A 26,140-nucleotide genomic window follows, 5' to 3' on the forward strand; every position below is an offset into this window, starting at 1 on the left:
GTTAGAAAGGGTGTCTACTTCCGCATTACCAACATTTAATTGTGTAGCATTGGTAACTAAATCACAAGAGGTAGAAGTTATTTGACAATAATATTGATTAGCGTCAAAAGTTAAAGGTGTATTTACAATAGTTAGCGTATTGGTTGTTGCACCAGAATAATTTGCGTTATTAGATACATTTACCCAGTTTCCAGCAGCATTTAAAACCATCCATTGGTAAGTATATGTTTCTGTGCCAGATATAGAAATTGTAAATGTTGCTGTACCGTTCTCACAAATGGTTTGTGTGTTAGGGTTAGTAATTGTTGGTGTATTATCTGGAATAGGATCTGCGGTATGTGAATCTAAATCGGAGCAATTTTCTTGGGAGTTGATAGTCCAATCACTACCATCAAAAGTAGTTTGACTTACAGCAGCATCTGGATTTCTAATAATAGTATATCCTCTTTCCGATGGCGCATGAACGATATCAATAAGTACTCCATTTTTTAATAGTTTGAATTCATCGTTGTCGTTAATTCCTGTGCCAACATTAAAATCAGCAACTAACGAAGAGCAGTCTGCGCTACTCGTTCCTAATTCAATAATAAATGTATCTAAAGGCGGAATGGTACCAAGAACATTATACGTATGACTTGGCGTTGGATTTCCAATGTCTCCATAACGTTCAATAATATAAACGCCATCTAAAACTACAGGAGCATTTGTTGGGTTGTATAATTCTATTATTGCATAACTTCCTGATAAGGCATCATATATTTCTGAAATATACACATCTGCAGTACTACATTGTGAGTCTAAAAAAGTAAAGTCTGTTGTTGCATTTCCTGTACATCCACCAGAACTTATAATAGAAATAGTTGAAGTAGCAGCAATTCCTGCAGGAACATAAGCTTCTATTTCATTATCGCTAAGGATGTTGAAAGAAGCGCTTACTCCGTCAAAGGTAACTGTTGTAGCCGTATTAAAGTTACTTCCACTTATGGTTATTAAAGTGTTTTCTGGTCCGCTTTCAGGAAAAAAAGAGGATATAACTGCTGCAGGACATAGAGTAGATGTCGTTGTAGCATTTGTAATGTTTTTGTTTGCGTTAAAAGCTATGCTTGCATTGTAAATAAAAAAAACACAAATAAAGGCAGGTAAAAGTTTAATACGTTTCATTAGTTATAATTAGGGCGCAAAAATAATTAATATTTAATTAGTTTCATGTTAAGCGAGTGTTACCTTATAAAAAGGGCTTTATTTTAATAATAAAGCCCCTAAATGTATAATAAAATAACGAATTAGTAAAGAGTACCAGAACTATAGGCTATTTATTAAGGTAAACCCAACCTGTATATCTTTGTTTTGAGGCATTGGTATCATTAAGGTATAGTACATAAAAATAGGTACCAACAGGTAATACTTTGTTTGTTCTTAAAGCACCTCTGTTTGCTTTTCCGTACCATTTGTTATTGTTATTTCCTTTAAAAACTAAAGTTCCGTAACGGTTATAAATTTCTAATTTATGATTTACATAATTGCCATATAAACCTTGAATATTAAACCATTCGTTATACGCATCTCCATTTGGTGAAAATCCGTTTGGTATTATAATTTCATCAAGAACAACAAGAATTTCAAAAGTAATAGATTTTGTAATACAACCATTTTCATCTTCTACATATAATGTATGCGTTCCGTTAGATAGATTGGTAAAGGTATTGTCTGTTTGATAGTCTTCAGTATCTACTGCATATATATAGTTAATGCTTGTATCTTGCATGTTTACCGTTAATTCATCTTCTATTATGGTAAGATTTTCTTCAGAAAGCGTAAAATCTGTAGCAGGTAAAATAGTTATCTCAAAATTTGTTTGGTTTGTACAAGAGGATACCGAATTATAAATATAAATGGTTTGTGAATTCGTAATTACATCACCAGCATTAAGCGCTGTTCCTGTTCCGTTAGTTCCTGTAAAATAGTTACCATTAGTTAAAATAGGTAAGGTGTATTCTGAACATATTACCATATTTGGTATTGTGTCTACTAAAGGTGTTGGATTTATAGAAACATCAAAACTAGACTCGTTAGAGCAGGTATTAGGAGCAGTTCCTATTTCTGAATAAATATATATAGTTTGTGATGTAGTAATTACATCACCAGCATTTAAAGCGGTTCCTGTTGCGTTGCTTCCTGTAAAGTAATTACCATTTGTTAATGTAGGTAGTGTATAGCTTTCGCAAGCAGTTTGATTTGCTAAGGTATCAACCGTAGGTGTGCCATTTACTGTAACCGTAAAGCTACTTTGGTTGGTACAGCTTCCTACAGCACTATAAATATAAATGGTTTGCGTAGTTGTAATTACATCACCAGCTGTTAAATTGGTTCCTGCACCATTGGTTGCTGTAAAATAGTTTCCGTTAGTAAGTGTTGGTAGCGTATAACTCACACAAACAGAAACATCTGCTATAATATCTACAGTTGGAATAGGAGTAACAGTAACCGTAAAACTACTTTGGTTAGTACAGTTTCCTACGCTATTAAAAATGTATATAGTTTGTGAGGTTGTAATTACATCACCAGCATTAAGAGGAGTTCCTGTTCCGTTTGTTCCTGTAAAGTAATTACCATTGGTTAAGGTTGGTAAGGTATAGCTTTCGCAAGCTATTTGGTTTTCTATACTATCAACAGCAATAGCATTAATTTCTAATTGTGCAGCATTGGTTATTAGTGTACAAGAAGAAGAAGTGATTTCGCAATAATATTGGTTGTTATTAAAACTAACAGGAATATTATTTACAGTTAATGTACTTGTAGTTGCACCAGCATAGTATGTGTTGTTGGTAACGTTTACCCAGTTTCCTGAGGCATCTAATGTTTTCCATTGGTAGTTAAAAGTCCCTGAATCTTCTGAAGCAGTAAAAGTAACAGATCCATTTTCACAAGTAGTTTGTGAAGTAGGATGTGTAATATTTGGTGTGTTATCTGGAATAGGATCTGCGGTATGCGAATCTAAATCGGAGCAATCTTCTTGTGAGCTTATTGTCCAATCAGCACTATTATATGTGGTTTGTGGAATTGGAGCATTTGCATTTCTAATAATAGTATAGCCTCTTTCTGCTGGAGCATGCACATTATCTATTAGCACTCCGTTTTTTAATAGTTCAAATTCATCATCGTCATTGATTCCTGTATCAATATTAAAATCAACATTAAGAGAAGGACAATCTGTTCCTGTTCCCATTTGAATAATGAAAGTACTTAATGGAGCTATTGTTCCTGTTATACCATCAAAAGTGTTATTAGGAGTTATGTTACCTATTTCTCCATAACGTACAATTGTATATATATTATCTATAACCACAGGACTGTTCGTTGGGTTATATAGTTCTATAACAGCATAGCTTCCTGTAAGCGCATCATAAATCTCTGAAATGTAAATATCTGCTGTAGTACATGTAGAAGCTAACACGTTAAAGTTTGTAGTTGAAACTCCTGTACAACCACCAGAACTTAGTATTGCAATTGTTGCAGAAGCAGAAGTGCCTGCTGGAACATAAGCTTCTATTTCATTATCATTAATGATAGTAAAAGAAGCACTTACACCATCAAAAGTAACGGTTGCAGCTGTATTAAAATTACTTCCACTTATAGTAATTAAAGTGTTTTCTGGTCCAGACGAAGGAGAAAAAGAAGTTATAACAGCAGCAGGACAGGTGATTGTATTTTTTATACTATTCGTAATATTTGTATGGTTAGATTTACTAGTGCTAGTAAATAATAATAGAATAATAGAACAGAATAAGGGGATTGATTTTTTCATTAAATAGTTTTAAGGACGCCAAAAATAGTAAAAAAAATATTACGCAATGTGATGCTATTGTAAACAAAAATTAGCGCACTAAAGCAAAATGTCCACGATACGATTTTCCGTTAGAAAAAGTAACTATAAACCAATAATCTGAAGTTGGTAAGTTTTCACTATTATATCTACCATCAAATCCTTGGCTATCAGGATGTAGTTGTTTAAGTAATTTGCCATACCTATCAAAAATTTGAATAGTCATGCTTGCTTTAAAATCAATATCCACTCCTAAAGGCATCCAATAGTCATTGTAAGAATCTCCGTTAGGAGTAAAATAAGGAGGAAAACCTAAAACATAAATGGTTTCTTCTGTTGTTTCACAACCATTTTTATCACGTACATATACTATATGTTCACCAGCAGAAACATTGGTAAAAATATTGCTGTCTTGGTAAGTGTTGTTTATGTTATCTATGGTAAACTCGTAATCTCCGTTTCCAGAAACTGTAATTGTTACCGAGTTATTTGGTGCAATACCAGCAACAGTAACTGTTTCTATAACTGCCATTTCTGTAGCTTCTACTATAATGTTTCTAGTAGCAGAACAACCATCTTGATGGGTTGCAATTACGGTATATGTACCAATTTGGTTTATGTTTATAGATTCACTAGTATAGGTTGTAGCTGTATTATTAAATAGCCATTGGTAGGTGAAATTTTGAGGAGCTCCTGTAGTATGTCCTGCTTCTAAAGAGATGGTGTTAGGGAAATTATCTACACAATATTTTATGGTTTCTTCTTCTAACAGTACAGGTGTGTATATTATTGATAGGGTAACTGTGCTCACTGCATAACAACTGCTTCCGTTAGTGATACGTACATAAATGGTTTCTGTATTAGAAATGGTGTTTGTATAGTTTCCGTCTATGCTATTTGTTTCTGCTATTAGATCTGCTTCTGTAGGAAAAAACGTAATGCTACTACCAGCAGGAACTTGTGTTTCAATTTCGGTTCTTAGTTGGTTTAAGTCAAATTCAGAAAAGCCATCTACAGGAGCATTATCACAAACAGTAAAAGGCGGAATAGTAACTGTATTGCTTGATATATCTAGAGTAATTTCTGCAATAGCGTAACAATCAAACTCATTGCGTACACGAGCATAAACGGTTTGCATGGCTGTTGTATTTTCAAAAGAAGTTACATTAGTAATTGCATTGGTTTCTTGTTGTGCATCTAGTGGCGAGTTATAAAACTGAATTACCAGATTACTGCCACTGCTAATAATATCTTGTTCCGCATCTAACAAATTATAGGTTGTAAGTCCGTCTTGGTTGCTGTCACATTCAATCAGTGTTGTGTCATTAACTATTGGGATTGTAGCATACTCTACTGTAATTTCACCAGTAGTAATGCAAGAGGAAGGGTATGTTATAGAAACGCTATAAGTCCCTGTATCAAGAATGGTATAGGTTGGGTTTGTTTCACCAGCAATAGGCAAGCCGTCTTTAAACCAAGTGTAAGCGGTAGCTCCTGTTTGTGTTGCGTCTAGATCTAAAGTTTCGTTTTGGCATAACGGATTTCTAGTAGCAAATAGTCTATCTGTACCAAGTTCTATATTTGATGTAAAACTTCCTGCTTCTAAAAAAACAGCAGAGTCATATCTGTAATTAGCCTCATCTGCAATCACTAGTTTTACATGATAGGTTTCATTGGGAATAATGTTTGCGCTTGCTGTAAGCACAGAGGTTTGTCCGTTAAAATTAATTGGAGCCACAGCATTATTCCAACCACCAAAATACGATTCGTTTATGGGTTGGCAAGAACCAGGAATTCCTGAGTGTACTGTAGTAACTTTAACAGGAGTATTGGTGCCTGGAACTAAAGCTATGTTTGTGTAGTTGGAAGCGCTAGCAGGACGAATTAAAAAGCCAAATAAATCGGAATATTGACAAGTGTTAGCATCTCCTTCTTGATACTCTTCTGAAGCAAATAAATAACGAAAACTTATTTGATTACTAATAGATTGAAAATCGAATTCTAAAATTGTTGCGTTGTAGGTGTTGTTTTCTCCTAAAGCGGTTTCTAAATCAGCATCTCCAAGCCAACCCGAAGCATCATCATCACTTAAGCTGGTATTTGGTCCTGGAACATTAGACAACCTTCCTGTACTTAATACTAAACCATTGGTTATAGGGAAGGAGGTACCTGTAGCATCAAAATAACCATAGCTTTGGTCTGTTCCGCCAAAATTACCACCAACAACATTAGTAACCACAACATTGCTAATGCAGTCACTATTAATTAATATATCTTCTATTAACTCTTGCGGTGTGTAGCTACTATTGTCTACCTGTATGTTTTGTGCAAATAGCACACAAGTAAAAAGAGATAATACCACCGAAAAACAATTCTTCATTACATATAATTGGTTTGCAAAGATACGTAAGAACTTGTTTTTAAACCGAAAAACAAATGTTAAAGAAAGTCTTTTTACTTTTTAGCGTTTTAAAGTAAAGTTGCCTTTTAAGTCAAATTTCTTTCCTTCTTGTATTACTTCTGCAAGAAACCAATAATCATCTGCAGGCATGTTTTGTCCTCTGTACGTACCATCCCAACCAGGAGAAGTGTGAGAAAGTGTTTTTATTAGTTTACCATATCTATCAAAAATATGCACAATGGTTCCTGTAAGTTGGTTTACTCCTGTAATATGCCATGTATCATTATAACCATCATTATTAGGTGTCATGAATAAAGGCGTATCTATAATTACAATTTCTTTTATAGCAGAAGCACAACCATTAGCATCTAAAACGGTTATTGTATGTGGCCCAAGGGTTACATTATTAAAAAAGTTTGATTCTTGAGCAGGACCATTATCTAGAATGTAAAAATAATCACCAATACCACTAATGGTTACTGTAATGTTATTAGGATCTGAAAAATCTACTTGTTCTGTAAACTCAATAGTTGCTTGTTCAGATTCAATAACATTAAAAGTAGCAGAACTAGTGCAACCATATGCAGTGGTTACTGTTACAGAATAGTTTCCTATTTCGGTAATTTCTATTTGAGATGTTGTAGCATTTGTAGACCAAGAGTAGGTGTCATTACTAAAGCCTGTACTAGCGCTAACAATAAGTGGAAGACTTTCTAAACAAATGGTTTGATCTTCAATTTCTACAATAGGTTTTCTGTGTACAATGGTATTAAAGCTAGCTATGTTATAGCATAAAGTGGTATTGTTTTCTATACGAATATAAAAGGTTTGACCATCAAAAGCCTCATAATTTAGGTATTCAATTTTATTTTCATTGGTAATTGCTTCCTCTTCTAATTCAAAATAAGAGATCGTAAAATTATTAGGATTCTGGCTTCCTAAAGCGGTTGCTGTTTGTTGGTCTAGATTAAATAAAGCAATAGCATCATAATCATCATCACAAGTTTCTAAGTCTGCTATAGGGTAAACAATTGGTGTTTCGTTTACATGTAAGACAAAAGAAGATGTAGCATAACAATGTGAAATCGTATTTTCGGCTCTCACAAAAATAGTATCATCATTGGTACTATAGTTATAATTGTTAGCGTTTAACTCATTTTGGTTATTTTCTGCATCATTAAGGTTGCTGTAAAATGTAAGAGCAAGATTTGTTGTGTCATCTACTAAGCTATCTATAGTTTCTTCAAGATTGTAAGTGTGTTCATCATTATCACAAGTTTCAAAAGGAGGAACGTTGTTAATGCTTGTAGGTACATCTACAATTAATTCAATAGGAACAGCAACATAGCAATTTGAAATAGTACTAGTAATTTTAATATAAGCGGTTTGCGGATTGCTAGTATTGGTATAGTTTGTAGGGTTTGTTATTAAGTTAGTATGGTCTTCTACATCTTGAAAAGAAGGATGGTAGGTTACTTCAATATTATCTTGTCTTACCCCAAAAACATCTACCTCTACTACAGTTAAATCAAAGTTTGTAAACCCGTCAGTATCTGTGTCACATTTTTGTAAAGGAGCAGCAGGATTTACGTTTGGTACCTGTATAATATTTAAAGAAAATTCTGAAATACCATGACAATAGGTTCCGTTTTCAATTCTAGCATAGATTTGTTGTGGGTTTTCTGTGTTTTGAAATTCTAGGTCTAAACTATTTTCATCATTTTCTGCATCTTCAAAAGAAGTGTAAAAGGTAATAGTAAGGTCTTCTGAGCTAGCTGCAGACATTTCGTCTATTTTTTCAGATAAGTCAAAAGTTTCTATTCCGTCGTTTGCTATATCATCACAAATCACCCAGTTAACAGGAGCAATATATTCAGGGATTAAACCTACTTCAATAGTAAAGGAAGAAGTATCAAAACAATCTGTGTCTGAAATATTTTCTACTCTAACATGGATAATTTGAGGGTTACTAGTGTTTTGGTACGCGACGTTTTTATCAATAATATTTGTTCTGTCTATGGCGTCTTGTGCAGATTCAAAATACAAAGCACGTTTACCAGGTTGTCCATTTAATATTTCAGCATCTTTTTCGTTAAAAATAAAATCTCCTGTTTGGTCTCCATCTATTTCACAATGTCTAAAATTAGTAATGTCTGTAAATATAGGTTTTGTATTTACTATTACTTGAAAAATAACCAAAGCAAAACACGATGTAATTTCACTTTCTACTCTTGTGTATATGGTTTGTGTATTGGCATTGTAAGCAGTAGTATCACTAATAGCATTATTGTTTGTGTTAGCATCATTTGCTGAGGTATGAAAGGTAATCACTAAATCTGTGGTACTGGTAACAATTTCGTCTATTTTATTTTCTAGGTTTATAAGGTATGCTCCATCATAATCATCATCACAAATAATAATATCTTCAGGTTGCATTACTGTGGGAGCAGGAATTACTTGAATTTCTAACTCTGCAACATCATGACAGCCTGTGTCAGTATTTCGAACTCTTGTAAATACTATTTGCGGATTTGTTGTGTTTGTATAAAAAGGAGGTAATGCATTTTCATTGTTATTAGCTTCCTCTTCTGTAAGAAAATAACTAACAGCTGTATTTGTAATTCCTTCGCTTACATAGTCATTAAAATCTTCTAGAGAAATAGAAGTAAATCCATCATCATTAGTGTCACAATAATCTACAGGACTTAAAGGTTGTATTATAGTTGGCGGATTAATAACTAAACGAATGCTTGTTAGGTATATACAATCTTCGGTTTCAATAGTAACATAAAGAGTGTGTGGACTATCTGTTACAGTATATAATACAGATTGGTCTATTTCATTTTCAATATTATTTTGGTCTTCTTCGGTTTCATAAAAAGTTACTGTAGCATCTTCAATATTATTTGCAACTGTACTAGCAATATTTTCTAAGTTAAAGTCGTAAATACCATCATTAGAATCATCATCACATCTTTTAAAATCTCTAGTAATAGCGTTATTTTTAATTAAATTAGCATATAACTCTATAGTAGAAATGGCAGCACAACCTGTAGCGTCATTAACCACTCTAATATAAACAATTTGTACGTTAGGAACCGTATTATTAAAGTTTTGATAATCTGTAATAGGATTATCTCCTGTTTGTGCATCTTCATACGTTGTATGAAAAGTTACAGTAACACCTGTTAAACCTTGTAATACTTCTGGAGTTATTGTAGATAAATCAAAAGTAGCATACCCATCATCATCTATTTCGCAGGCATTAATAACTTGTGGGTCTTGATTTATTGCAGGATTTTCAAGTACGTTTATAGATAGGGTTGTTGTGCTAATACATCCTGTGGTAGCATCTACAACACTAACAAAAAGTTGTTCTGATGTGTTTGTATTTGCATATGGTAATGGTATTGCATTTTCTACATTTTCTGCATCTATTTGTGAGTAGTGGTAGTTTACTATATAGTTAGTGTTTCCTCCTGTAATTTCATCGTCTTTAACAGATAGGTCTATGGTTGTAAAACCATCTGAAGTAGTATCATCACAAACATCTAATTGTGTAGGTTCTACAATAGTTGGTAAAGGGTTTACTACTAGATTAAATGAAGCAAAAGCTAAACAACCATTATTGGTATCTTCAATTTTAACATGAACCACTTGCGGATTTGTTGTGTTTGTGATAGGAGCAGTAATTGGGTTGGTTTCTGTATGTGCATCTTCACTAGAGTAATAATAACTTATAGTGTAATTAGAAGAAGGTACAGCTGCTAACACCTGATCTTGCATTGTAGAAAGATCAAAGGTTTCTGTTTCATCATTACTACTGTCATCACAAATTTCATAATCAGCAATATCATCTGCCGTTTGTTCTGAACTTAAGTTTACAGATATTTCATCTTGAATTTCGCAAAAGGTAGTACTAATAGGCATGGTAACTACCACTTGATAGGTTCCAGATTGGGTAATGTTTTCTAAGTTAGGTAGTATTTCACCAGGAATTAAAGTTCCATTTAAAAACCACTCATAAGTAGCTAAAGGGTTTTGGGTATTTGCATTTAATGATACAGAATCTGCACAAGTGGTAATGTCTTCTCCTAAATCTACAGAGGCATTAAAGCTATTTCCTTCAATAAATACAGCAGAATCAAAATTTTGATCTGCTTGATCTGCAATAACTAATTTTATGTGATATTGTACGTTTGGTTGTATGCTAGCATTAGCAGAAAGTACTGTAGTACGACCGTTAAAATTTGTGTCACCTATATTATAACCATCAAAATAAGATTCGTTTTCAGAAGGACAAAAACCTACTATCTCGTCGTGAATTGTATTGGTGTTTACAGGAATACTTGTTCCTGGTATTACTGCAATATTGGTATAAGTAGAAGTGCCAACTTCTTTTAAAAGAAAAGCAAAACCATCTGAATATTCACAAGGGTAAGTTGCGTAGTATTCTTCGGAAGCTAAAATATAATTAAACTGTATTTGGTTAGAAACCGAAACAAAATCAAATTCAATAGAGGTAGCATTTACTGTGTTAGATATACCTAGTGCTGCTTCTAAATCTGGATCTGTAGACCAACTAGCATCACCATCATTTAAAGTGTTTGTATTGTTTGTATTTCCTGCAGAAGTAGCATTTCCGGTAGATAAAACAATACCATTTTGAAAAGGAAAACTTGAAGTGTCTTGCTCAAAATAACCGTAGCTAGTTAGCCCATTTACACTTCCGTTTACGTTAGACACTATGTTTGAGACCTCTACGCAACCTTGAATTAAGTTGTTTTCAATTAGTTGTTGAGGTGTTTGTGAGTTATCTACAATAATTTGCTGTGAAAAGGAATATTGTAAAAAGCATAAGCTTACTAATACGCTAGCTAAAACAAGCTTGGTATTATGATTTATAAGGTTAGTATTCTTTTTCAATTTATTAGGGCTTTAATTATAAAGCTCAAAACTACATACAAATTAGATTAAATGCAAATAAAATCGGTGAAATGCATTTTTAATATGTAGACTATCTATTTAAATATACCCAACCTGTTAGTGGTTTAAAATTATTATCGTTAAGATTAAGTACATAAAAATAAGTGCCAACAGGAAGTAATTTACCTTGGTTGTTTATACCTCTATTGGCTTTTCCTTCCCATTTTTTTGAATTGTTGCCAACAAAAAGTAGTGTACCATATCTATTATAAATTTTTAGTTCATGGTTTTCAAAAATATTATATAAGCCTTGAATGTTAAACCAATCATTAACAGAGTCATTGTTTGGCGAAAATCCTTGTGGGATGATAGGAGGGCAGTTTTCTGTTAATAAATTAAAATGATAAATATCTGCACATTCTTCGGTTTCTATTTTTATATAAATAGTTTGCGGACTCGTTGTGCTTTGGTAATTTTCAGGAATAATAATATTATTCTCATTATTAATTAGGTCTTCTATTGTTGTGTAAAAAGTTACGTTGTTTAAGTCGTTGTATGTAATTTCTTCTAATTGATTGGTTAAATTAAAAAAAGCAGTATTAAAACCTATATCACAACTTAACAAAGCTTCTAATTCTATACTCTCAGGTAAGGGTTTAAGTTGTATGTTTTCTGTTGTTGTATTGTTGGTTTCGTTTAATTCTACAATGATTCCGTTTCCTTCTCCATCATCATCTACTACTATTGTTAAAGTAAAGTTGTCTGGTATAGTGTTGGGTATTGTAAGTGTTATGGTTCTATTTTCAAAACCATCAATAGCTATATCGTTTTCTGTTGTACTCTGTGCTATCAGTTGGTTGTTGGCATAAAAAGCTATTGGTGTGTTTTCTGGTAAAAGTTCTGTACTATTACTATTGTAGATAGTATAATCAAGATCAAAGGTATTGCTATAACAAGCAATATTATAATAGTCAATGCTTACGGTAGCATCTGGTAGTTGGCTATTTAAAACGGTTATTATATTATTTAAAATAATTAAGTCTGCTCTAAAAACACCAGTGTCATCTGTATCTCCTGTTGTAAGTTTTATTTCTACAGAGGTGTCACCAATAGCAATATTATCTTGAATATTATACACATCTAAATCTCCATTATAAAAAGTGCTAGTATTGGTGAAAGAGTTGGTGCCATTAAAAGCATTATCTGAAGGGTTTAAGGGAGGATTAGATATAAGGTTTCCATTAATTTGTAGCGTTTCACCATAATTTAAATTGCTGTCTCCTTCCCAGGCAAGGAAGCCAATTTTTGCTCCATTATTATCTAAAACATTAATGTTATCAATAATAATTGTTTTTTCCTGCTCTACTTGATTTATAATTTCTAAACCTTGAAAAAGACTTACCTGGTTTATAGGTAAGCTTGTTTCTTCATAAATTACATAAATACTCCATCCAGCAAAATTGGTTCTGTTGTTACAATAGCCAATGTTTGTTGTTAAGGTTTCAGAAATATCTAAACCACTTAAAGTGTAAGTGGTATTGCCTAAAGTATTAACGATGTTTGTAATGTCTGTAAAACAAGAAAAATAAGGTAGTGTTCCGTAAAAAGAATCTTCATATTCTACGGTATAAATTTCTTCAGATGTTATTTGTGTATTGTTTAAAGTCACTTCTTGGTCTCCAATTCCAGAGCCAGCCCAATATAAATAAGCAGCTACAACATTAGCTGTATTGGGTATGTTTAAATCTGCAGAAGAACTAGGTAAGGTCTCGCAAAATTCTCTAACAAGATTATTTTCAAATGCATTTAAGGTATTGCCAATTGCTGTGTAATTAATTGTACCATTGTATTGCTGATATAGTGATATATCTTGTGCATGTAGTTGTAAAAAACCAAAGAGTAGTAAAAATAAGGTTATGGGTTGGTTACGCATTTTCATAGTGTTCTATGTAAATGTACGTGATTAATTTTATCGTATTAAAGAAAAATGATTAAAATATTCTCTACCATCTTGTAATGTAATTGCAAACCAATAATCATCACTTGGTAAATTGGCACCATTAAAAGTGCCATCCCAACCAGGTGTTAAAGGGCTTATTTGTTGTATTAATTTACCATAGCGATTAAATATTTTAACAGTAGTATTTGGTTGTATAAGGTTAGAAACACCTAATACTTGCCAAGTATCATGATAACCATCATTGTTTGGTGTAAAGTACTGCGGAAAGCCTACTACCGAAACAGATTGAGTAACAGTACCACAATTGTTTTTGGTGTCTTTTACAGCTATAGTGTACATTCCTGGATAAATATCACTAAAGAAATTACTTGTTTGAAAACTAACATAAGGGTTTCCTTGGTTATCATATAAAGCATACTCATAGGTGCCTTCTCCAGAAGCATTAACGGTTATGGTATTACTAATAGTACCATCAACTACTTCTACCAAATCTATTGTTGCAGTGTTAGATGCTTCTACTGTTATTGTTCTTGATTTCTGACAATTTTCAGCATTTATAACAGTTACAGTATAGCTGCCAATTTCATTTATTTGAATTTGGTTTGTAGTTTCACCAGTAGACCATTGGTAGGTATAATTATTAGGGTTTCCAATGACACCACTTTGTAACTCAATGGTTGCTGGATATGTATTTAAACAATAAAAAATGGTTTCATCCTCTAATAGCTCAGGAAGTTCGTTTATGGTTAAAGTAACTTCATTTATACCATAACAAGCATTATTATCTTCTGCTCTTGCAAATAATATTTGTGTGTATGGTGTGGTGTTGGTGTAAGGTGTTGCAAGTTCGTTTTGTTCTAAAAGCGCATCGGTATAATTTTCATAATAGGTTATAGGGAAAGTTATGCCGTTAATTGCTTGAATATCTGTAGTAAACGCATTTAAGTCAAAGGTGTTTATTCCATCTTCAGAGTTTGGTTCGTCACAAGCTTCTGGAGCATTATAATCTTGAATTTGCGTAGTACTCGTTTCAAGTGTAAGTTCTGCAATAGAAAAACACTCTGTTGTATTATTAATAACTTGCACATAAACCGTTTCTGGGTTTGTACTATTAATATAATTAGTACCATCTATTTCCATGCTGCTATTTTGTGCATTTATAAATGAAGAATAAAATTTCAAAGAGGTATTTGTTGCGCCTCCAGTGAGTGCGTCTTCAGCTTCAAAAAGATTAAAAGCTGTTATGCCATCTACGGTTCCATCTTCATCACATTGAAAAAGAGAACTGTTAAAACTGTTAGGTGCAGGTAAAGTAACTAAGTTTATGGTAAACACGTTTTTACAAGTTGGGTTTGCGGCATCTTCTATTCTTACATGTATTGTTTTAGGAACGCTTAAGTACGGACTTGTTAAAGCTGCTGTATTGTTTACTGCATCTATATTTGTTTCATGGTAAGTAATATTGAATAAAGCAGGGTTTTGCCCATTTAAAATTTCGTCGTTTTTAGATTCTAAGTCAAAAAAGGTAGCGTTATTAAAAGCATCTCCATCTGAATAATCATCACAACTTTCAATATCTGAAGGTGCGTTGTATTGTGGTCCAGGATTTACTGTTAGTTCAAAAGAAACAAGGTTAAAACAGCCTGTTGTAGTATTGGTTAGTCGTGTATAAATCGTTTTTGGGTTACTACTGTTAGTGTATGGGCTGGTTAACGGGTTTATATTAATGTTTGCATCACTTTCTGATTCGTGATAACTAACTAAAACATCTGTTTGCGAACCAAGAATAGCAGCTGTATTTACTTCTAAATTAAAGGTAGTAAAACCATCATCATAAGGCGCAACCACATCACATTCTTCTATATTAATTGTAGTAGTATCTGCTACTTCATTAGTTGGTGGTTCTGCAAATTCTGCAGTACCTGTCCACTCTAAAGTAAAAGGGCTTGTTCCTACAGGTCTGTCTAGAACAATGTAATAGGTTTCACCAGCAAGAACATCTAACCATCTAACAAAGCTGTTACCATCAGCACCAGGACCTTCGGTAGTATCTGTTTCAGTGCCATTCATTCCTGTTAAATTATTTCCTTGTCCTGCAGCTTGAGGATTAGTGGTTGAGCATCTTATGGCTTGACCAATATTACCACAACTTACGTTTGGGCCGAATACAAAAAAATCGTAATCTATTACAGTAGAAGGACTAGAAGGAGTTAATGTAAAACCAAGTGTACCATCATTTATAACTGTAACCTGTAGCCATAAACTATTATTTTCACTACTTGCGCAAGTGTTAGAGCCAGAGAGTTCTTGTGTGCCTATTCCGTTAGCATCTAAGTTTACATTAGAGTTACCACAAACAATAACAGCATCTATACAATCTGTTGGTAGTTGGGCAAATGAAAATTGTACAAATAAACTTGTAATAAGTAGTGTAAATATATGGTGTTTTGTTTTCAAAAGTATAATTATCTTTTAAGGGTAAAGTGGTTAAAATATTCTCTTCCGTCTTGAAGTGTTACAGCAAACCAATAGTCGTCACTTGGTAAATATTGACCATTAAATTTACCATCCCAACCAGGACCAATAGGGCTTATTTGTTTTAGTAGTTTTCCATAACGATCAAATATCTTGATTTTTGTGTTTGGTTGAAATACACTTGAAACACCAGATACTTGCCAATAATCATTTATACCATCATTATTGGGTGTAAAAAACTTAGGAAATCCAATAACAGAAACAATTTGTTCTACGATACCACAATCATTTTTTGTGTCTCTAATAGAAACGGTATACAATCCGCCAGGATCTACATTGGTAAATACATTACTAGTTTGGTAATAAGCATATAAACCAGCATCATTAAAAAGCGCATATTCATATTCTCCTTCACCAGAAGCATAAACAGTAATTGTGTTATTTGAAGATGCATCTACAACCTCAATAGAATCAATAGTAGCAATATTAGATGGCTCTATTGTAATTGTTCTAGACTGTTCACAACCATGCACATTGGTTACAGTTACAGTATAATTACCTTCTTGATTAATTTGAATTTGATTTGTAGTTTCACCAGTAGCCCAAGAATAGGTAAAGTCATTAGGATTTCCAATAACACCACTTTCTATACTTATGGTTTCTGGATAGGTATTTAAACAATAGTAAAGGGTTTCGTCTTCTATTAATTCAGGAAGTGTATTTACCGTTAATGTAATTTCACTAATACCATAACAATCATTTGCGTTTTCTACTCTTGCAAATAGTATTTGACTGTAAGCTGTTGTATTTGTATAAATAGTAGATATCTCGTTTTCTTCTAAAAGCGCATCATTATAATTTTCATAATAATGTATGGTTAAACCAGCAGGTAAACCTGTTAAAATATCACTCTCTGCAGTAGTTAAATCAAAGGTGTAAAATCCGTCTTCAACACCATCATCATCACAAGATTTAATACTAGCGTTGTTGGCTTGTGTATTGCTAACTTGTAGGGATACTTCTGCAATAGTAGAACAGCCAGCACCTATACTTTTAACCAGCGCATAAATGGTTTGTGGGTTGCTAGTGTTTTCAAAAATATTATCAGCAATTGGGTTTAATTCATCTTCTGCATTGGCATAAGAGTTGTAGTAAGTTACTTCTAAATCTGGGTTTGCTCCTGTTAAACTTTCATTAGCTTCCTCTAGATTAAAAATTGTTTCTCCGTCATCAACACCATCTTCATCACATTGAATAAGTACAGTGTTTGTAACCACAGGATTGTCAAAATATTCAATAACAGCTTCTCCTTCTAGAGTTTCACAATTACCTCCAGGAAGTTCAATAAGCACTTCGTAGGTTCCTTCTTGAGTAACTTCTAAATCATAGTCGTTTTCTGCTATTACTACACCATCTTGCGTCCATATATAATCTGCACCTACTATATTTTCAGCTGTTAAGGTATAATTATCTCCATCACATAAAGGTAAGTATGTAGAGGCTTCTCCGTTTTGAATAATATCTATTTTCTGGTTAAAAAAGGAAGTTATAAAAGGAGGTAAGCCTTGGGTAGCATTAAAACCTCCAAGATCAACACCTAAATGTTGGTAGTTTGATGCGGTTCCAGCTTCATTAGGATTGTTTATTACTCCTAAATAAGGAATACCACTAGTGTAAGAGTTACTTAGGGTTCTGTAAATTTTTCCGTTAGGTCCTAACTGTAATGCTCCTCTAAAAAGGCTTTGATCATCTAGTAGTACTTGTGAGTTGTTAATGTCTGTGGCAAAAAGATCAAACTGTACTAAAGATGAGGCGTTACTTAAAGCATTTCCAGTAGCATCATTATAAGCGTGTATATATAGATATTGATTATTAGGTGAAAACTCTACACCATATGCATAAGGGTTTGAAGTATTAATATTTAAAGTTGTAGGGTTGCTAACTATTCCTGTGGCTGTATCAAAATCATATAAATACATACCACTTCTAGTATTGGCAGAAGCAAGTTTTGTTCCGTCTGGAGAAGTTTTTAAGTATCCTCTAGCATCTGTTATGCTTACGCCAAATGTAGATTTAACAGCATTATTACTTACTCCAGAAGTAGTAACTTCAAAAGCATGATAGGTGTTATAAGTGTCTGTGGTACCGTTAAAAGATGCTAATGTTAAAACCCAAATAGATTCTGAGTCGCAGTCTTTTAATACTGCTGTTATTTTTTCTGAACAAAGACTTAGTAAACTACTGTTTTTGTTTACAACAGCTCCTAAACCACCATCAAAACTCATATCTACAGTAGAGTAGTTTAAACCATCATTATTACCATCTACAGCATTGTCTACCGTAAAAATATAGTATATATCTATGTCTCCTGGTTTAGGAACTACAATTGCAGATTGTGTACTAGATTCATCTCCATATAAATTATTTCCATTACTCATTACACTGTGCATTCTGTTGTAAACAGTAGTACCATCTGTATAAAAAAGTAAATTACCATTTTCATCAGAAATAGAAGAACAACCTTCTTTAGTATTTAATTGTCCGTCTGTTAAAGCCGTTACAGCTCCATTTAAAGTATTAAATTGAATTCCTGCATTTTCACCAAAGTACCAATTAGATGCTTGGTCTTGAGAGTAAGACATAGCAAAGGTTAGAAAAAGGAAGTATAATATTTTTTTCATCTTAAAATAGCAATAGCTACCAAAGGTATTACATTTAATTTTGAATGATTAAAGGAGAATGTTAAAATGCTACGAAGCTACTATCTATAAATCTCGTTTTTTTAATATTTTATAAGATAAAAATACAAAAAGAGCTATCCAACCAATAACTATAGCTAGCTCATACCAGTGTACAGCATAGTCATAAGCAAGGTCTGTTTTGTCTGGAAATTTCGTCATCATGATACGTTGAAAAGGCTGGTCTATTAATTTGTACATCGATTTTAAAGGAAAGAAATTCTGAATTTTCTCAGCCAATTCATAATTACTTTGCCAAGTAATTAACCCCAGAACAATGTATTCAAAAATGTATAAAATAAATAAGAATGCTAAAGCAAAAGCAGAGCGTTTTACCAACATACCAAAAAATAAACACAAAGAGAAAAAACCAACGAGCTTTACAAAATAGGCTATTAAAAAATTAGTTTCTCTAAATATAATACTAGCCTCTGTATAACTAGAATAGTACAATCCAATAAAAAAAGAAGCCAATGCTATTAATACTGTAGCAATTAAAGAAAAGAACACAATAGTATAGAATTTAGAGAGTATAAATTCCTTTTTACTTAAACCATCAATAAGGTTTTGTTTTATTGTTTTGTTACTGTATTCATTGCCAATCATGCTGACTACTACAATAGCAAAAAAGAACTTGAATTGCGATGCAAAAAAGGTTGTGATATGCCAAATTATAGGAAAATTAAAGATGCCAAGTTCTCCTAATTCTAAGGTAAAAAAGCCAAAGAAGTTTATTTTTATAGAAGAAAGAATCAGTACTGTAAACGGTAAAATAAAGGAAACAAATATAAGTACTTTGCTAGTTTTATTTAGTAGTAGTTTTTGTAATTCAAGATTTAATAGTCGTAACATGCGTTTGGTTTTGGTTTTTTACCTTTACTTCTTTAATTTCTTTTTATAATAAAATCAATCTTCTCTTAAACAAAAAGGAAGAAGTTTATTGCATTAATTTAAATTATCTGTAAGCTGAAGAAATTGTTCTTCTAAACTTTCTTTACGTTTTACTAAATGCGATAAGATTATGCCTTTTTCAAACATGAGTTTGTTAAAGCTAGTGGCATCCATAGGTGCATTTAAAAAGGCAGTAATTAATCCGTTTTCTACTTTTATATTTTTAAAAGTTGTATTGCTTTCTAGTAATTGGATTAAATCTTCTTGTTTATCGGCTTTTAGTTCGAAAAAACCATGACTGGAAATCATTTCGTCTACACGACCTGAGTATAATTTTTCTCCTTTACGAAGCACAACAACATGCGAGCATACTTTTTCTACTTCGTCTAATAGGTGTGAAGCTAAAAGAATAGTAGTTCCGCTTGCAGCTATGTCTTTTATTATTTGTCTTATTTGGTGAATTCCTTGCGGATCTAATCCGTTTGTTGGTTCATCTAGTATTAATATTTCTGGGTCATTTAGTAGAGCAGAGGCAATAGCCAAGCGTTGTTTCATACCTAAAGAATAGGTGCTAAACTTGTGGTTTTTTCTGTCTTCTAGGCCAACAATTTTTAGTTTTTCTTCAATTTTACTGTAAGCAACACCTTTAATTTTGCAAACTAATTTTAGGTTTTGCTCTGCAGTCATATAAGGATAAAAGTTTGGACGTTCTATGATTGCTCCTACTTTTTTTAATGCATTATGTGTAGATATGGTACCATCAAACCATTTAAAATCTCCTTGTGTTTTATTTACCACATTTAAGACAATGCCTAATGTTGTAGATTTTCCGCTTCCGTTTGGTCCAAGAATACCATACACGTTTCCTTTTTTAATAGTAAATGAAAGATCTTTTACAGCTGTGAGAGCACCAAATTTTTTAGTAAGGTTATTAATGGTAAGAATAGATTCCAAAGTATAAAGGTTTGATTAGTTAAAGGTAAGACGAGGTAAGTGAAAAATTGTTACAGCCTAAACTAAAAAAAGCACTTCGAATGGAAGTGCTTTTTTTAATATTAAGTTTTTACTTATAGTTTTTTATCTTTCTAAAGTAGTTAGAGAACCATTATATTCTCCCCAAAAGGGATTAGGAGTATTGCCTGGAAGTTTACCAAAATTAATTTCATAATAATCACTATTTACAAGAATATTAAAATACAAATCATTACTAGAATCATTTATTGTGTCGCTAGAAGTGATATTCCCATTAGAAACTATAACATTCGTTTTTACGTTACAATAGCTAATATTATGACTAGAGTTTATAGATTCGTAGTCTCCGCTTTCAATAATTCTTGGATCACCATAACCATAAAATCTTATTTTATATTCTACTACAAAAGTAGTGTTGTTAGCGTATTTTAATTCCCCATTTTCTATTGTGATTTCTCCATCTGAAAAGACAATTGTATGCGATCTGCTTGTTTGATAAGTTGAACTTGTGCTAGTTGAAGTAATATTATAGCCATTGTAATACTCAAAAGCCTCATGAGACTCATACATTCCATCATTATTTATGTCCATTCTTAAAAAACTGGAACCATCATTTTGGCTGTTTTCTTGATCATCATCATCATTACTACAGTTAAATACAAAAAGAGATATTGTTAGGTAAATTAAAAAATGTCTAATAGTAATGTTTTTCATATTGGTTAGTTTTTATGGTTATATACTATAGATGCATAAAAGTGAATAAGGTTGCGTGTAAAAATCAAAAAAGTACCCTAATTATTTAAATTAGCGTGCTTAAAATGGTATAAAGAACTTTATTTAGTTCCAGTTTTCTTCAAAGTCTAGATTGTCATAATCATCTACATCATATCCATCGTCAAATTCATCAAATTCGTCTAAATCGTCACTTTCAAAATTTTTGGTAGGAGCTTCATCAGGAATTTGCCCATGAACAAACATTAAGTTTGGATAGTCTGTACCTTCTGCTTCCTCAACTATTTCAGCAAGTTCTACATAAAAAGTCCACATGCTTAAAAAATCGTATACATAAATGAGTTTGGTTTGCATTTCATGAACCACATCATTGATGGTTGTTTCATTCATTAAGCGAACTGTATTTGCACCTTCGCTAACATCAAACATAGAAATTTCCTCACCTTGTTCCCAGGTATCATTACTTATATAAAAGGAAGCCATTTCTAAACCATCAAAACCAAAAGATTGCGTGATAGTGTTATGTAAGTCTTCTAAGGTGTCTGTTTCCCGAATTTCTAAATCACGAAAAATATCATCTTCCGTATCATTATCAAGTACTACTCTAAATCTGTAAATCATTATAAAAAATTATTTTGCAAAGATACGGTTTCCAATTCTCAAAAACCAAAAACTAAATTTGTAAATATTAAAACTAATTAGCGCTTAAAAAACTCTAATTGTTTTGGCTTTATTTACTAAAACGATGCAATGTAAATGTCATGGCACTTAATAGAAAAAAGGCACCTATTTGGTGTGCTACACCTAATGCTAATGGTACTTGGTAAATAATGGTAAATACACCTAATAAAAATTGTACTACTACTAATATTAACAAAGAGTTTACTGCGTTTATTTGGTGTTTAGTACGTGTTTGTTTTTTTGATTGGTACCATATTATTAAGATAAAAAGAACTACTAAATACGCTGCTGTTCTGTGAATAAATTGAATACCACTTGGGTTTTCAATACCGTTTTTATAAAACGGTTGTAGTATGTAAACGGTTTCATGCATAAACTTTCCTTCATTCATTAAAGGCCAATGGTTGTGTAATAATCCAGCTTTTAATCCTGCTACAAAAGCACCATAAATTATTTGAAAAATTAAAACAATATAGCCACCAATAATTAGGTTTCTAAATTTTTTATCTACTACTTTTCTTTCCGGAAAAATTAAATCTAAAGCTACCCATAAGGTTGCAGCAAAAGTTAAAAAGGCAGTTGTTAAATGCGCTGCCAATCTAAAATGACTTACGTCTGGTTTGTCTACTAAACCACTTTTAACCATGTACCAACCTAAAAAACCTTGAAAACCACCAAGAGCAAGAAGTACAATACCTTTTTTTATTGTTTTTTTAGTAAGCTGTTTGGTTGCCAAAAAGTATAAAAACGGAATAATAAAAACCAGACCAATTAACCTTCCTATAACGCGATGTAACCATTCCCAGAAATAAATGCTTTTAAAATCTTCTAAGGTGAAATGCGAATGCAGTTTTTGAAATTCTGGATATTGTTGGTAGAGTGCAAAAGCTTCTTGCCATGCTTGTTCGCCTATTGGCGGAATAGTACCTGTAATTAATTTGTAGTTTGAAATAGATAAACCAGAATCTGTTAATCTAGTGATACCACCAACTACAACCATAATAAATATTAAGAAACATCCTGTAAATAGCCAGTAAATTACTTTTTTGTTGTCTTTTTTCATGTTTAAATTAATTCTTTTTCAAAGCATAAACTATTTTCCATATTTATATATTGGCCATAGTTTGGTATTGTTTTGTACTTGTTTTTTTTATAAAATTGAACCGCTTCTACCTGTCTTTTACCTGTTTCTAAAATACAAGTTTTATATCCAAGTTCTTTTGCCCAATTTTCTAAAGCATTTAAAACTTGTGTAGCTATCCCTTGACTTCTGGTTTGGTTACAAGTAAACATGCGTTTTATTTCAACACTAGTAGTATTGAATTCTTTAAAAGCACCACAACCAACAGGGATATTGTTTACATAAGCAACAATAGTGTTTTTTAAAACATCAATATTATTAAATTGGTTGTAAAACTCATGTTCCTCACCATCCATTATTTTTAAATACGCATCTAGTTGTTTCACTAAATAAATAAAGTCAGGATTTTCTGAATTGGTTTTAATTAGATGCATTTTTTTGCTTTTTATTTACGAAATACCAAACACAATCTGCTACTCACTTTTTGTTAGACCTAGACGTTCTCCTTCTTTTAACATTAATTGAAAAGCGGCATCAAATTCATTAGGAATTACTCCTTCTAATATGGCTTCTTTTATGTTTTCTTTAATGATACCAATTTCTTTAGAAGGTTTTAAGTTGAAGGTTTTCATAATTTCTTCACCAGAAATTGGAGGTTGAAAATTACGTATTTGATCTCTTTCTTCTACCTCTACAATTTTTTCACGAACAATTTTAAAGTTGTTGTGGTACTTTTTAAATTTATGAGGGTTTTTGGTTGTAATATCTGCTTCGCAAAGCGTCATTAAATCATCTACATATTCACCAGCATCAAAAACCAATCTTCTTACTGCAGAATCGGTAACCTCTTGTGCTAAAACAATAGGTCTAGAGCTCATAAATACCATTTTTTGAACAAATTTCATTTTGTCATTTAATGGCATTTTTAGTCTTTTAAACAAATGATAAACCATTTTAGAGCCTTCAAATTCATGCGCATGAAAGGTCCAACCTACTTTTTTACTAAATCTTTTTGTAGGTGCTTTACCAATATCATGCAGTAATGCTGCCCAACGTAACCATAGATTATCGGTTGTTTTAGCAATATTATCTACTACTTCTAAAGTGTGGTAAAAATTATCTTTATGTTTTTGCCCTTCTACTTCATCAATTCCTTTTAAAGCAGTTAGCTCTGGTAAAATATATTGCAGTAGTCCTGTTTTTTCTAATAATAAAAACCCAATAGAAGGTTTGTTTGCTTCCAGAATTTTGTTTAATTCAACAACAATACGTTCTTTGGTTATTATTTTTATTCTTTCGTTATTTCTGGTAATAGCGTTTAACGATTCTTTTTCAATAATAAAGTCTAATTGTGTGGCAAAACGTATAGCACGCATCATACGTAAAGGGTCATCACTATAAGTAATATCAGGATTTAATGGCGTTTTAATAATTTTAGCTTCTAAATCTTCTATACCTTGAAAAGGATCTAAAAGATCCCCGAAATTATCTTCAGATAGATCTAAAGCGAGCGCATTTATAGTGAAATCTCTTCTGTTTTGGTCATCTTGTAGTGTACCGTTTTCTACAATAGGATTTCTGCTGTTTTCATTATAAGACTCTTTTCTTGCACCAACAAATTCTACCTCAATACCATCATAGCGAAGCATTGCTGTGCCATAGGTTTTAAATACCTGAACTTTTGGTTGGTTAGGTAGGTTTTTTGCTACTTGTTTAGCTAGCGCAATACCACTACCAACAGCAACAATATCAATATCTTTTGCTGTGCCACGATTTAAGATAAAATCACGTACAAAACCACCAATAACATAGCTTTCAAGACCTAGTTCTTTGGCCGATTTTGAAATGGTTTTAAATATTTTATGTTGTAATGCTTTTTTATAATTCATTATTAATTACTCAGACTTATTTTTTTGCCACGAATGCACGAATGTTTTTTTACTTTCGTATAACTTTAACAATACCATCGCGACTTAATTTAATAATAGACGATGGTTTTGTTGCCTTTTTTTCGTGGTGCAAATTTACAACATAGTCCACACCTTTTATAATCTCCTGAGATATTTCTTTAAAGGATTTTGGAGTAGGAGCACCACTAATATTTGCTGAGGTAGAAACTATAGCACCATTGAGTTTTCTGCATATTTGGTAACAAAATTCATCATCAGGAATTCTAATGGCAATGGTTTTGTCTTCTGCAATTAAGTTTTGAGCAAGATTTTGCGCATCGTCATAAATAATGGTTATTGGTTCTTCTGCAATATCAAAAATACTTTGTGCAGCGTCTGGAACTGTTTTTACGTATTTTTTTAGCATTCTGTCATCTGCAACCAAGCAAATCATGGCCTTTGTTTCTATGCGTTTTTTTAATTTGTAAATTTTAGCAACGGCTTTTGCATTGGTAGCATCACAGCCAATTCCCCAAACCGTATCTGTAGGGTATAAGATTATTCCACCTTGTTTGAGAACTTCAATTGTTTTTTTTATTTCTTGATGCATAATTAACTTAAAATGGTTTTTAACCAGTTTGTATAATGATATTTTTGATAAATTTCTGAAGGTATAGGTTGATATGGAGTATTTAAAAATGTTTTTGGAATGTGAATTTCAGAATCTGGTTCTATGACGTGAATATTATTTGGATTGTAAAAATCGTAAGTTTTAATATCAGCGTTTGTTGTGATTAATTTTTTTTCTAAAAATAGACTTTCAAAAACACGAAAAGTTAATCCGTCTTGCACACCATATTTATGAATATCAACAATAATATTGGTTTTTAGTAAATATTCTAATACTTGCTTGTTGTTTTTTCTATCTTGTATAAAATGGATGAGTTTAGATTCTGTTTTTTTATCTGATTGTACTAAAAACTCATATTTTACCTGCTTCTTTTTTAAGTAGGTTGCAAGTTTTTTTAAGGTGTTAAATCTAAAATCTTTAGACATAATAGTAAACGCATCATAGGTTGGAACTGTTTTTTTAAAGTCTTGATTTAGATATATAAAATTTGGTAAGAATTTTAAATTATAATCTTTAACATCCTTTTTTTCATAAGAATATACTTTGTCAAAAAAGGGAATTACTTCTTTTTTTCTGGTAATATTATTGATAGAATCATGATAATATGCAATAAAATTTTTGGTTTTACTTTTTAATATAGAGAGTTGCGAATCAAAAAATAAATCAGGTCTTACAATTAAAATGTAATCGTAAGTTTTACCAGCAGTAGCTTCAATTATAGGTTGTAGCTTGTAGTAGTTTTTTAATTTGTTTTTTGTGAAAAGTTTATAGATTGCTGCATAAGCTTTTTCAAAAATATGCTTGTATTTATATTTTTTTAAAGACGCGATATTGTAATAATCTACGTGTTTGTATTGCTTGTTAAGTTGGTTGTGAATGCTGTCATAATAACCACTTAAATCATAGGTGATAAAAAGTATTTTTTTGTCTTTCATAAGTA

At 32.1% G+C, this 26,140-nt stretch carries 16 protein-coding genes; all 16 read right to left on the reverse strand.

Features of this window, described 5'->3' with window-relative positions; all coding sequences use genetic code 11:
- Positions 1–1,161, reverse strand: a 1,161-nt coding sequence (locus KO494_RS14025) for an IPT/TIG domain-containing protein (RefSeq protein ID WP_215968258.1), incomplete at its 3' end; no start/stop codon positions are given.
- Positions 1,162–1,309: 148 nt separating this feature from the next.
- Positions 1,310–3,805 (reverse strand): gliding motility-associated C-terminal domain-containing protein, encoded by a 2,496-nt coding sequence (locus KO494_RS14030; protein WP_215968259.1) that lies wholly within the window; start codon positions 3,803–3,805, stop codon positions 1,310–1,312.
- A 70-nt stretch (positions 3,806–3,875) separates the two neighbouring features.
- Entirely contained in the window at positions 3,876–6,203 is a 2,328-nt protein-coding gene (locus KO494_RS14035) for a T9SS type B sorting domain-containing protein (protein ID WP_215968260.1), read from the reverse strand.
- An 81-nt stretch (positions 6,204–6,284) separates the two neighbouring features.
- On the reverse strand, positions 6,285–11,150 hold the full coding sequence (locus KO494_RS14040; protein WP_252730407.1) for a T9SS type B sorting domain-containing protein: 4,866 nt from the start codon (positions 11,148–11,150) through the stop codon (positions 6,285–6,287).
- A gap of 91 nt (positions 11,151–11,241) precedes the next feature.
- Entirely contained in the window at positions 11,242–13,089 is a 1,848-nt protein-coding gene (locus tag KO494_RS14045; protein ID WP_252730408.1) for a gliding motility-associated C-terminal domain-containing protein, read from the reverse strand.
- A 30-nt stretch (positions 13,090–13,119) separates the two neighbouring features.
- A complete protein-coding gene (locus KO494_RS14050; RefSeq protein WP_215968261.1) occupies positions 13,120–15,567 on the reverse strand; it encodes a T9SS type B sorting domain-containing protein in 2,448 nt (815 codons plus the stop codon).
- Between the two features lie 8 nt (positions 15,568–15,575).
- Entirely contained in the window at positions 15,576–18,266 is a 2,691-nt protein-coding gene (locus KO494_RS14055) for a T9SS type B sorting domain-containing protein (RefSeq protein WP_215968262.1), read from the reverse strand.
- A gap of 84 nt (positions 18,267–18,350) precedes the next feature.
- The gene (locus KO494_RS14060) at positions 18,351–19,175 is read right to left on the reverse strand and encodes an ABC transporter permease (RefSeq protein WP_215968263.1); all 825 of its coding nucleotides are present in this window, start codon (positions 19,173–19,175) and stop codon (positions 18,351–18,353) included.
- Positions 19,176–19,268: 93 nt separating this feature from the next.
- Complete coding sequence (locus KO494_RS14065; protein ID WP_215968264.1) at positions 19,269–20,168, reverse strand: ABC transporter ATP-binding protein; 900 nt, start codon at positions 20,166–20,168, stop codon at positions 19,269–19,271.
- A gap of 123 nt (positions 20,169–20,291) precedes the next feature.
- On the reverse strand, positions 20,292–20,900 hold the full coding sequence (locus KO494_RS14070) for a hypothetical protein (protein WP_215968265.1): 609 nt from the start codon (positions 20,898–20,900) through the stop codon (positions 20,292–20,294).
- Between the two features lie 123 nt (positions 20,901–21,023).
- Entirely contained in the window at positions 21,024–21,539 is a 516-nt protein-coding gene (locus KO494_RS14075; RefSeq protein ID WP_215968266.1) for a plasmid pRiA4b ORF-3 family protein, read from the reverse strand.
- Positions 21,540–21,648: 109 nt separating this feature from the next.
- Positions 21,649–22,662: a COX15/CtaA family protein gene (locus tag KO494_RS14080; protein WP_215968267.1), complete on the reverse strand. Its 1,014-nt coding sequence runs from the start codon at positions 22,660–22,662 to the stop codon at positions 21,649–21,651.
- A gap of 2 nt (positions 22,663–22,664) precedes the next feature.
- Positions 22,665–23,114 carry a GNAT family N-acetyltransferase gene (locus KO494_RS14085; protein WP_215968268.1) on the reverse strand — a complete coding sequence of 150 codons (450 nt, stop codon included), beginning with the start codon at positions 23,112–23,114 and terminating at the stop codon, positions 22,665–22,667.
- 39 nt (positions 23,115–23,153) lie between these two features.
- The gene (locus tag KO494_RS14090; RefSeq protein ID WP_215968269.1) at positions 23,154–24,569 is read right to left on the reverse strand and encodes a CCA tRNA nucleotidyltransferase; all 1,416 of its coding nucleotides are present in this window, start codon (positions 24,567–24,569) and stop codon (positions 23,154–23,156) included.
- 49 nt (positions 24,570–24,618) lie between these two features.
- Positions 24,619–25,179, reverse strand: coding sequence for an L-threonylcarbamoyladenylate synthase (locus KO494_RS14095; RefSeq protein WP_215968270.1), 561 nt, complete (start codon positions 25,177–25,179; stop codon positions 24,619–24,621).
- A 2-nt stretch (positions 25,180–25,181) separates the two neighbouring features.
- On the reverse strand, positions 25,182–26,135 hold the full coding sequence (locus tag KO494_RS14100) for a hypothetical protein (RefSeq protein ID WP_215968271.1): 954 nt from the start codon (positions 26,133–26,135) through the stop codon (positions 25,182–25,184).
- Between the last annotated feature and the right edge of the window lie 5 nt (positions 26,136–26,140).

The organism is Lacinutrix sp. C3R15 (genome assembly GCF_018860825.1).
GTDB lineage: Bacteria > Bacteroidota > Bacteroidia > Flavobacteriales > Flavobacteriaceae > Oceanihabitans.

Bases quoted from the DNA above. Each gene is read 5' to 3' on its own strand.
- KO494_RS14100 (WP_215968271.1), bottom strand. From the start codon at position 26,135: ATGAAAGACAAAAAAATACTTTTTATCACCTATGATTTAAGTGGTTAT.
- KO494_RS14060 (WP_215968263.1), bottom strand. From the start codon at position 19,175: ATGTTACGACTATTAAATCTTGAATTACAAAAACTACTACTAAATAAA.
- KO494_RS14035 (WP_215968260.1), bottom strand. From the start codon at position 6,203: ATGAAGAATTGTTTTTCGGTGGTATTATCTCTTTTTACTTGTGTGCTA.
- KO494_RS14080 (WP_215968267.1), bottom strand. From the start codon at position 22,662: ATGAAAAAAGACAACAAAAAAGTAATTTACTGGCTATTTACAGGATGT.
- KO494_RS14055 (WP_215968262.1), bottom strand. From the start codon at position 18,266: ATGAAAAAAATATTATACTTCCTTTTTCTAACCTTTGCTATGTCTTAC.
- KO494_RS14045 (WP_252730408.1), bottom strand. From the start codon at position 13,089: ATGAAAATGCGTAACCAACCCATAACCTTATTTTTACTACTCTTTGGT.
- KO494_RS14070 (WP_215968265.1), bottom strand. From the start codon at position 20,900: ATGAAAAACATTACTATTAGACATTTTTTAATTTACCTAACAATATCT.
- KO494_RS14075 (WP_215968266.1), bottom strand. From the start codon at position 21,539: ATGATTTACAGATTTAGAGTAGTACTTGATAATGATACGGAAGATGAT.
- KO494_RS14090 (WP_215968269.1), bottom strand. From the start codon at position 24,569: ATGAATTATAAAAAAGCATTACAACATAAAATATTTAAAACCATTTCA.
- KO494_RS14095 (WP_215968270.1), bottom strand. From the start codon at position 25,179: ATGCATCAAGAAATAAAAAAAACAATTGAAGTTCTCAAACAAGGTGGA.
- KO494_RS14085 (WP_215968268.1), bottom strand. From the start codon at position 23,114: ATGCATCTAATTAAAACCAATTCAGAAAATCCTGACTTTATTTATTTA.
- KO494_RS14030 (WP_215968259.1), bottom strand. From the start codon at position 3,805: ATGAAAAAATCAATCCCCTTATTCTGTTCTATTATTCTATTATTATTT.